Below are 10,212 nucleotides of genomic sequence, written 5' to 3' on the forward strand. Positions count from 1 at the left end.
TCTCTATTATACGATTGGAGATTCTTTTGTTACATCCCTAGAAGGTTTATTTTCACACAGGCAGAGCCTGTGGTTTTAAAAGCATTAATAAAAAATGAGAGGGAGATATCCCTCTCATTTCTATTTTTCAAATTCCATCTTCCATGAATAATAGTCATTATTAACGTTTTTCTCGTAGCTTAGATAAGCATTAAACTTTTTACCTTGTTTACTAGTTAGCCCCTTTACATATGCTTTTTTATGTTGAAGTATGCTCTTCACCATTGTTTTCGTTGGCTTTTTCTTCAAAGCTCCTAGATATTTATCATTTTTCCAAATAGCAAATTTACAGCCTTTTTTCCAATTGCTACAGCCAAATCCTTTTGCCCCTTCCACAATATTACCACCACAATTTGGGCAAGTACCAAGAACTTCGTACCTACCCTTGGAACGAGTTCCTGTTACTTCATGTATCGTAATTTCTTGGTCTTTTTTAATCGTTGCTACTGACTCCTTAGTAAAATCAAAAATAATGTTTAAAAATCGTTGCTTATTAACCGTTCCTTTTTGTATATCTGACAATGTCTTTTCTAATCTACCAGTAAATTCTAAGTCAAATAGGGATTTTACCGGAAAAGTTTCAACAAGCTTCTTCCCTAATTCCGTACAGGTCAAACTTTTACCTTGTGCGGCTATATAGCCTACATCCTTTAGTTTCTTGATGGTCTCTGCCCGTGTTGCTGGAGTACCAATACTAAAACCCGTTAATATACTGCCAACCATTTCTTCGTTATCTTCCTCTTTAAAACTCTTTCCACAAGTCTCCATGACACGAAGCAAGGTTTTCTCTGTATGTGCTTTTGGTGGCTTCGTTATATGTTTTGTCACATCAGAATCGACCAGCTGAACAATTTCATTTTCTTCTATTCTTGGTAATAACTTGTCTTTTGAAGCAACACTTTCGACCTTTTTCCAGCCTTCAACTAGCTGCACTCTACCCTTTGATTCAAATACACCTAGTAAATCCACATCCAAGATTTTAGTAGTTAATCTAGTTTCCTCATATTCTGCAATCGGCATAAACTGCATAACGAACCGATTTTTAATGGCATTATAAACTATTTGTTCATCTGCTGTTAAACGCTTCGGCTTTACATAGGTAGGAATAATTGCACTATGGCTTTCTACCTTAGCATTATTAAAGACACGCTTAGTTTTCATAAACTTTACTTCATCTTGATATGGTAAATCCTCTTTTAATGTTGACAAAACCTTTGCTGTCTTCCCTACTAAACTTTCTTCAAGTGCTGTACTAGATGTACGTGGATAAGTAATATATTTTTTCTCATATAAAGACTGTGCAACCTTCAGAACCTTATCTGATGTCCATCCCTTATATTTACTAGTAATATGCCCTTGTAGATTAGATAAGTTAAATAAAAATGGAGGAAATTCTTTTTTAGTTTCAATTTTCTTTTCAATAATTTCCCCTTGCTTTTCTTGAATTGATTCTAGAACCTTTTCTAATACTTCTTTCTGTTTAAATTTTTCCTCTTTGTTCACAACATATGTACCTTCATATTTACCATTCTTGGCCTGAAAAATTGCCGTCAGCTTAAAATAATCCTCTGGTACAAAATCCTCTATTTCTTTATCTCGATCATAGATAATTTTTAATGTAGGCAGTAACACACGGCCTATATTTAGTGCTTTTCCTTTTCCTTTTTGATACTTCAACGTTGCAACAGAGGTTAAATTGATACCTATTACCCAATCAGCCCATTGTCTACTAACACCAGCATCCTGAAGTGGTCGTAATTCTTCGTTAGGTCTAAGCATAGCTAAACCACGAAGCACCTCGTCCTTTGTCCATTCATTTAATAATAGCCTATAAATTGGTTTATTCGGTTTGGCCCGGTAAATAATACTATCGCCAATTAACTGCCCTTCTCGATCATAGTCACAAGCAGAAATGATACTTTCTACATCCACCCGCTTCATTAGTGAATGAATAATTTGTAATTGTTTCTTTGCTCCTTGATCTGCCCACTGTTTATTTCTCGGACTACTTTTCACTTTATACTCAAACTTCTCCGGTATAAAAGGAAAATTATCCATTTTCCAGCTAGCCATCTTACTATCATAGTCTTTTGCATCATATAGCTGTAATAAATGTCCGAAAGCCCAGGATATAAGGTAACCATTCCCTTCAAAATACCCGTCTTTCTTCGTTCTAATCCCAAGTGCATCCGCAATATTCTTTGCTACGGATGGTTTTTCCGCTAGTATTAACTTCAAGGGGGAACACCTACTTTCTTTGCGTTTGAAAATTGTAAGAGGTACATTAACACAGATTTTATAAGAGGTTCGTAAAACGTGGGTGCATCTATTATACTATAAATAGTTTATTCTTACAGACTAAATCAAGGATAAGAATTCCAGAAAAGGATGGTGGAAATGTGCTTGCAAAAATTGAAAAACACTCCAATCACCATATAGCTACCTTTCATAGACATATCAATTCCCCTTTAGAGGACGTATGGGCTATGCTTACAACAAATGAAAAATTAGCACTATGGTTTGATGAACTGCGAGTAGTAGATCTTGAAAAAGGCGGATACTTCAGCTTTAATTTGGGAAATGGCACTTTCGAAAAAATGACTATCACAGATTATATCGACCATACTGTATTAGAATTTACTTGGGGAGATGATCTTGTACGTTTCGAATTAAAGGAAGTGGATATGGCATGTCAACTACTCTTAAAGGAGACCATAAATAAGCTCACTCCTCACACACCAAAGGATTTGGCAGGTTGGCATGTCTGTTTAGATGTCATTACTTCTATTCTCAATCATCAAGAGATTGAAGACCGAATGAAAATCTGGGAATTTTGGTTTGAGAAATATAGTGATGCCTTAAGTAAGCTTTCCTAAAGAAAAAAAGCAAAACAATCAAGAAAGGATTGTTTTGCTTTTTTCTTCAACAATAATCTCAAGTAATCTATCAATAATTTCTGGACCATCTTCTTCATCTAATAGATTGTTTAGCATTATTGAAAAGATTAATGTTTCCTCTTCATCTATTATAAGATAGCCAGAAAGTGTACTAACACCCATAATAGTACCTGTCTTTGCATATACTTGTAATCCTTCCATTCGCTCTCGTAAAGTACCGCCGACCATTCTTTTCTCAGCACCAGCAACAGGAAGAGAACGATAAAAATGAGAAAACCATTTTTCATTTTGTATCCGAAATAGGAACTTCGAAATCTCATTTGGAGGGATTAACGTCACATGAGAAATTCCTGATCCATCACGAATGACCATACTGGATGTATCAACACCATATTTTTGTAAATTAGTAATCAAGACGTCAAGACCACTGTCCCAACTTCCTTCTCCATTCACAACTCTTCCCAACTCTTTTACAATGATCTCTCCATGCCCATTATTACTAAGCTTCATAAAAGGAATAGACAATTCTTTTAGAGGTATGGATAACCGCGTGTGAAGAAGTGTTGCGGTTTCTTGTGTTTTACCTACCATTAGCTCTCCTGACCAGCTAATATTAAGTCGCTTTAAGGCATTCCCAAATAACTCTAACACATAGTTAGTAGGTTCCCATACCGCTACCCATTCATCTATCGGTTCGGATTGAATTGGGATAGTACCACTGACTGTAACGATATTATTGCCATGCCCACGTATTACTGTTATTTCATGTTCTTCCATAGTTGATCCTGCTATCGTGACTGCCCGATTAATTAGTTGTATGTATTCAGTTTTTGGAGTTAAAGAGATACTAGGTTTTTCTCCAGCAGTTGTATTTGGAGTTATTGTAAGCTTAACTGTGCCTGAATCATAATCTTCGTTTGGAGACACTGTTAACGCTGAGACCTGTGATCCATAATAAAAATGTTCATCATTCCAATTTAAATCTTGTGATAGCCGTACATCATCATACCATGAATCATCCCCAATAATGTTGCCTTCAATGTGACATATCCCCTGCTCAGCGAGACATTCCCCGAAAAAATCGATATCACTCTGTAATAAGGTAGGGTCTCCCATTCCTCTTAAGTAAACATTACCAAAAAGTCTCCCATTGCTTACTTCACCATCCGTCCAAAGCTCTGTTTTAAACCTATAATCCTCTCCCAAGACAGCCAAGCCAACTGCACAAGTAAATATTTTCATATTGGACGCAGGATGTAAACGAATATCTCCGAGGTGCTCATATAGTAATTCTCCTGTCTGACTACTGCGTATGCTTATTCCCGTTAATGCCCCTTTTAGCTTTGGATCTGCTTGAAATGCCTCCTCTAATTTTCTCCAAACTTCTCTCATTTTTCACAGCTCCTTATTAAATTTTTTTCAAAAACTATAGTTTATTAAGAAATTTAATGGACGTGAATTGAAATAAAAACACCATCTCGAGGAAACACCAGGAAATATTTCCTGTTTTTCACCAATTCCAATCGATATTTAGTTAATATTTCCATTTTGTTGAATATTCCCTTTATTATATAGTATTTTACCTTGCTTTTATTTATAATGAAACCCAGAGAGGTGAGAAAAGTGGGAATAGATTTAGGACAAGCTATTAAATTTAATCGATTAAGAGCCAATATGACCCAGGCAGAATTAGCAAATGGAATAATCTCTGTTTCTTATTTATCAAAAATAGAAAACGGAACAGCTGAACCTCCAGAGGAAATCATTGGTTTATTAGGTGAAAGGCTAAATATGAACGCACTAGATTCTACGAATGCTGTTACAGATCAATCGATAATTCGTTGGTTTCATCATCTATTACGAGTAAACATCGATGAATCCATACGGCTATACAATAAAATAAAAAACAATTTAATAAATGGCTATGATAAAAAGCTAACTACTTTAGTTGACATTCACAAGCTCTATTACTTCGTTCTGATTAAAGATTATAAAGAGGCAGAAAATGTTATTGTATCTTTACAAAAAAGCTCAAAAAAATTCTCTGAAAATGAAATGTACTATTATCTAAAATTTCTAGGATGCTATCACTACTCACAGATGGAATACAAAAAAGCATTAGATTTCTTTCAAAATGCTGAAAGATATATCCACTCCGATATTTTTCATAAGGCAGAGGATATTCATAATCTCTACTATTTAATTGGAAGCTCAGCTAGCAAAATAAGACAAACACATTTATGTCTGCTCTATACTTTACGTGCATTGGAGTATTATCAGGGGAAATATGAGTTAAGAAGATGTGCGAAATGTCAAATATTATTAGGGATTTCTTATAGGAGAATTAACAATATTGATAAAGCAAAAGAGAGTTACGGTTTTGCTATAAAGATTGCCCATAAGATTGATGATAATGGCATTTTAGTATTATGCTATCAAAATATGGGGAAGCTATTGTCTTCAATTGGTGAATCATTTGAATCGATCAACCACTATTTAAAAAGCTATGAATTAAGAAAAAATCTATCAATTGAAAAAAAGTTGATTCCTATTTCCAGTTTAATGAATGAATATTATAAGATTGGAGATTTAGAAAATGCTAAAACTTGGATGGAATTAGGATTAGAGTTGAGTAAATCGATAGATCCCTCACAATCTATCCATGTTTACGAATTTAAAGTCTATGAACACTTAATCAACGGAATAAATAATTCATTTGAATCATTAATTACAAAACACATTATACCGTTTTACCACGAAAAGCAATTAGTATATGAGGAAGCAAATTATACTAAACTTCTTGCTAAATATTATTTTGACAACCGAAAATACAAACAAGCAGCAATATACTATAAAGCGCTTGATAATATAAACTCTTATTTTTGAAAGGGGGTGAAAACAATGAAACGCTATTGGATTTATGGCTTATTTTCTTTAGCTATAATGCTTTCCAGCATTTCTTTGAGTGGTTTTTTAGCATATCAAGAGTCTGATTTTGCTAATGTTGAAGAACCAGATCCTTTTATTAAAAAGTAATGAAGGCTCTCACCAAATTCATTCTCCAAGTATCTCCATAGTAAGCAGGTATTGGCTTATATAGAAAAATGGCCTTACTTATCCCCGCTTCACTTTTCTTTATGAATAACTCAACTTTAAGATGTCGAGGAGAATAATACATCTAAACAGATTCACGGGAACAAAAATGAATTAATCCAAATCAAATTTGGTTTTATACTTTCCCGTCCATCATTTTACGTTCGATATAGTAATAGTGGTAAAAAGAGAAGAGTTGTAGACTTCTACAACTCTTCTTGTAATTTCCTCTTCTCCTTCAATAGCTTTTGAAACTCTTCCTCTAATTCTGGAGTGGGACTAATACTTAATCTGCTCAAGACATCGGAAAGCTTTGTCTCAATGATCATTAACTCTTGTTTTGACTCATCTATTTTTTTCGGTTCGTATTCTAGATACGATTTATAATCTCCATTAAACAGTTCCATTTTTTGCTTTTCAATACTTATTATTTTCCTCGCAACTTGATGGATAAACCTCCTATCATGCGATACAAATACTATAGTTCCCCTATATTCATTTAACAAGGTTTCCAGCGCCTCTACAGCAGCAATGTCTAAATAGTTGGTTGGTTCATCTAATATGATTGTATTAATATCACTCAAAAATATTTTCGCAAACGCTACCTTTACTCGTTCACCACCGCTTAGAACCTCAATGGGTTTATAAACATCATCTCTGAAAAAATGTAATCGTGCTAAAACAGTCCTTACCAAAGACAACTCCTGGGAAGAAAACTTGGTGACATTTTCAAGGATACTTTCCTTTAAATTTAAAATATCAAGATTTTGACTAAAGTAACCCATCTTTACGGACGGTGATACCTCGATTCCTTTTTCACCAGACATTAACTTCTTGATAAATGTTGTCTTTCCTACTCCATTGTTTCCAATTATCGCTACTTTATCTCCAGCATGAATTTGAAAAGGTTTCGTTTTCCACAAAATCCTATTACCAACTCGCCCTTCTACTTCCTTTACACGAATAATGGGCTTATTCCCCAATATTTCTTCATTGATAACACTCATATTTAATGGTGGATCTGTTTTCACCTTTTCTACCTTTTCTAGCTTTTCTAATCGAGTTTTAATCGCATTCGCTGTAGTTTCTAACTTTTTCTGTTTTTTTGCAAAGTAGGGTTTAGCACCAGACAAATTAGCTTCAGAATCTCCTTTTCTTTTGGGAGATTTGGTCGCTCTTGCTGCCTTTTTCTTTTTCAGTTCTAAAGCACGCTCTAGGTGCTGTTTCTTGGAAATATAATTCTTATAATCATCGTCCTGTTTCTTAATTTCCATCTCTTTTTGGTCTCGATAATCTGTATAATTACCTTTATATTCTGTGACCCTACTATCTTTTACTTCCCAAATTTTATTGCATAGACTATCTAAAAAAGCTCGGTCATGTGAAACTATCACTACTGAACCATTCCAGCGCTTTAATTGATTTTCTAATGTTTCAATATGTTCCCTATCTAAATTTGTGGTTGGCTCATCAGTAAATAAGATATCTGCCTTTGTTGCTAATGCATCATTAATATACTGTTGAGTAATCTCTCCGCCACTACGCACGCCAACCATTGGTTTTAATTGTGGTAGAAGCTGAACTGCCACTTCCGTAAGTACAGTTCCTGAATAACTATCTATTTTTCCAGTCAAGATATGAACTAATGAGGTCTTTCCACTACCATTTTTACCAACCACTCCGATACAATCACCTTTTTGAATTTTTAAATTTTCGACATTTAATATTTCCTTGCCTTCTACTTCATATAAAATATGCTGGGCTTCCAATAAAAGCATGCAATCACCCCATTTTTCTCAAATAAAAAAAGCCCCTAATTCACGAAGAAATAGGAAGCAAATAAAAACAAATAAACATATAATACACCCGTATTTTAAAATGGGGAATATCTGTCCAGATGTTAATCCTATTCTTCGTGTCCCGAGAAATTGCAAATATAATTGGGTATTGTTTTTCAAAAAACATACCAAATAAAAGAGCACCTTGCTCTTCTTTTTATGCAATGATTCGATTTACGATTTGAAAATAGGATTAATTAATCATCTGCCCAAAAAACACCCTTTCCGTCTTTATTACGTTAACTATATGCTAATTTATTCTCTAAGTCAATAAGAAAAGGATAATACCTAATCGTACTATCCTATTCCGATTTATAACTTAAATTGCTGTACAAGTGCATTTAATTCTTCTGCTAGTTTAGCTAAATCTTCCGAGCTCCTTACCATTTCTTCCATAGAGCTACTTGTTTGTTGAGAGGAAGCTGACGTTTGCTCAATTCCTGCAGCAGATTCCTCTGAAATAGCTGCGATTTCTTCAATAGATAATCCCATTATCTGTGTCGTTCCAGAAATTTCCAGAAGGTTATCTTTTACGATTTGGATGTTGCCGGTCATTTCTGTAATAGCTTTTTTGATTTGATCAAATGTTTCATTCGTTGTATGAATCTGTTTTGTACCCCGCTGAACCTCTTGATAACCCATTTCTAAGGATTCCGTGACAGTACTTGTTTCAGTTTGAATGGTATGTACTATCGCAGAAATATCGGAAACCGATAATCCTACTTGCTCAGATAATTTTCTTACTTCATCTGCTACGACCGCAAATCCTTTTCCATGTTCACCAGCTCTTGCAGCTTCAATAGCAGCATTTAATGCCAAGAGATTTGTTTGATCAGCGATGTCTCGAATAACAGATACAAGCTTTGTAATTGCTCTAGAGTTTTCCGCCAGTCCTTGAACCTTGTTGACGGCATCCTGCATTATACCATTAATCTGAGTCATTTGCTTTATTGATGCATGCATCAACTGACTGCCTTGTTTGGATAAATCCAGTACAACTGTTGAAGCCTGATGAATCTGTTCTCCATTTTCATTTGCTTCTACTACTCGTTTTGAAAATCCTTGCATCGTATTGGATAAATTACTGGCACTATCAGCCTGTTTTTCAGATCCTGCAGCTAATTCCTGCATCGTTGAAGCAACCTGTTCAGCTCCCAAGCGTACCTCATTGGCTCCATGTGTTAATTCTTCACTTTGACTTGTAACAGTTCCCGAGACACTAGATACTTGTTGAATCATGTTTTTTAGTGAATCACTCATCTTACCAATCGCTAAGGAAAGTTCTCCGATTTCATCAGAACTCTTAACATTTAAATCAGAAACTGAAAGATTCCCCTCTGCAATTTGATTGCTTATGTGAACAACCTTTTTCAGATTTCTTGAGATTGGAATACTGATTAGTAAAAGTAAAGTAACACCAATAACAATGGATATTGAAATAAAGACAGTTTGAATCCTATATGTTTGCTTTTGATTTTCTCTTGCATGATTTATTGCATTTTCCTGGTCGATATTTACTTCATTTACTAATTGATTGAGTAGAGTTATCGTCTCTTCTCTTAGTTCATCGGACTCAGCAACATAGGATTCAGCTGTGCTCACATTACCATTCTCTATTGCAGATACGATGTAATTTGTAAACTGTCGGTATACTTCTTGATTATTTGATGTAATCTGTTCAAAAATCCTTTTTTGTTCTTCGGAATGAAGATTAGTCCGAACTTTACTCGATAATTCATTATATTGCACCTGGTTTTCTTTGAAAGCATCGACATATTTTGGATCCTGTTTTTGTAAATAAGACGTAATATAGATACTCATGTTACGTGTTAATGAACCCATCTCTGACATGCTCATTGCAATATCACTCTTCGTTTCTAAATCATCAATACCCCTACCAACTTTATTGATGGAGTTCGTCACGAGAAGTGATGAACCGATAAATAATAATATGATTACAGCTAGCACAACACCATACTTTATTCCGATTCTGAGGTTTCGGAAAGAAGACTTTTTCAATTTAATTTTTCTAAGCATATTAATCCCCCGAATATATATAGCTAAAAGTAATGTTTTTTCCGTTTTTACAATTGCTGAATTTGTGTATTGTCCACATCATCAATCATAATTGATGATTCGTCAAAATACAACAAATCTCACAAGTATTGTCAATTGTATTATAATTTAACGGAAAGAAATGTACATTTGCTTTCCGTAAGATGAAATCGGCGGTTCACCTATACTATTTCCGAATAATTATCCGCCCGTAAAACGGGCGGTTTTAGTTTCGCCCTATAAGGGCACTTTACCAACGTGGCCCCTAAAGGGGCTTTTTGAATTGACCG

General features: G+C 34.7%; 7 protein-coding genes. 3 read left to right on the top strand and 4 right to left on the bottom strand.

All coding sequences use genetic code 11. The features are described from left to right. Positions 1 to 120: 120 nt before the first annotated feature. A complete protein-coding gene (locus HNR27_RS17875) occupies positions 121 to 2,277 on the bottom strand; it encodes a DNA topoisomerase (RefSeq protein WP_429340689.1) in 2,157 nt (718 codons plus the stop codon). Between the two features lie 161 nt (positions 2,278 to 2,438). Here HNR27_RS17875 and HNR27_RS17880 point away from each other — a divergent pair, with 161 nt between their 5' ends. Beyond that, on the top strand, positions 2,439 to 2,915 hold the full coding sequence (locus HNR27_RS17880; protein WP_429340690.1) for an SRPBCC family protein: 477 nt from the start codon (positions 2,439 to 2,441) through the stop codon (positions 2,913 to 2,915). Between the two features lie 18 nt (positions 2,916 to 2,933). On the opposite strand, the gene dacB is transcribed toward HNR27_RS17880, so the two are convergent. After that, on the bottom strand, positions 2,934 to 4,328 hold the full coding sequence (gene dacB / locus HNR27_RS17885; RefSeq protein ID WP_429340691.1) for a D-alanyl-D-alanine carboxypeptidase/D-alanyl-D-alanine endopeptidase: 1,395 nt from the start codon (positions 4,326 to 4,328) through the stop codon (positions 2,934 to 2,936). Between the two features lie 231 nt (positions 4,329 to 4,559). On the opposite strand from dacB, the gene HNR27_RS17890 reads away from it, so the two are divergent. Next, on the top strand, positions 4,560 to 5,822 hold the full coding sequence (locus HNR27_RS17890) for a helix-turn-helix domain-containing protein (RefSeq protein WP_429340692.1): 1,263 nt from the start codon (positions 4,560 to 4,562) through the stop codon (positions 5,820 to 5,822). A gap of 15 nt (positions 5,823 to 5,837) precedes the next feature. Next, complete coding sequence (locus HNR27_RS17895; protein WP_429340693.1) at positions 5,838 to 5,972, top strand: hypothetical protein; 135 nt, start codon at positions 5,838 to 5,840, stop codon at positions 5,970 to 5,972. Positions 5,973 to 6,235: 263 nt separating this feature from the next. Here the strand turns inward: HNR27_RS17895 and abc-f are convergent, their stop codons facing one another. Together abc-f and HNR27_RS17905 are read right to left on the bottom strand one after the other, a co-directional pair. Continuing rightward, entirely contained in the window at positions 6,236 to 7,807 is a 1,572-nt protein-coding gene (gene abc-f / locus HNR27_RS17900; RefSeq protein WP_429340694.1) for a ribosomal protection-like ABC-F family protein, read from the bottom strand. A 372-nt stretch (positions 7,808 to 8,179) separates the two neighbouring features. Continuing rightward, on the bottom strand, positions 8,180 to 9,904 hold the full coding sequence (locus HNR27_RS17905) for a methyl-accepting chemotaxis protein (protein ID WP_429340695.1): 1,725 nt from the start codon (positions 9,902 to 9,904) through the stop codon (positions 8,180 to 8,182). Positions 9,905 to 10,212 lie beyond the last annotated feature (308 nt).

This window comes from Ornithinibacillus bavariensis (assembly GCF_050433565.1).
Classification (GTDB): domain Bacteria; phylum Bacillota; class Bacilli; order Bacillales; family Amphibacillaceae; genus Ornithinibacillus; species Ornithinibacillus bavariensis.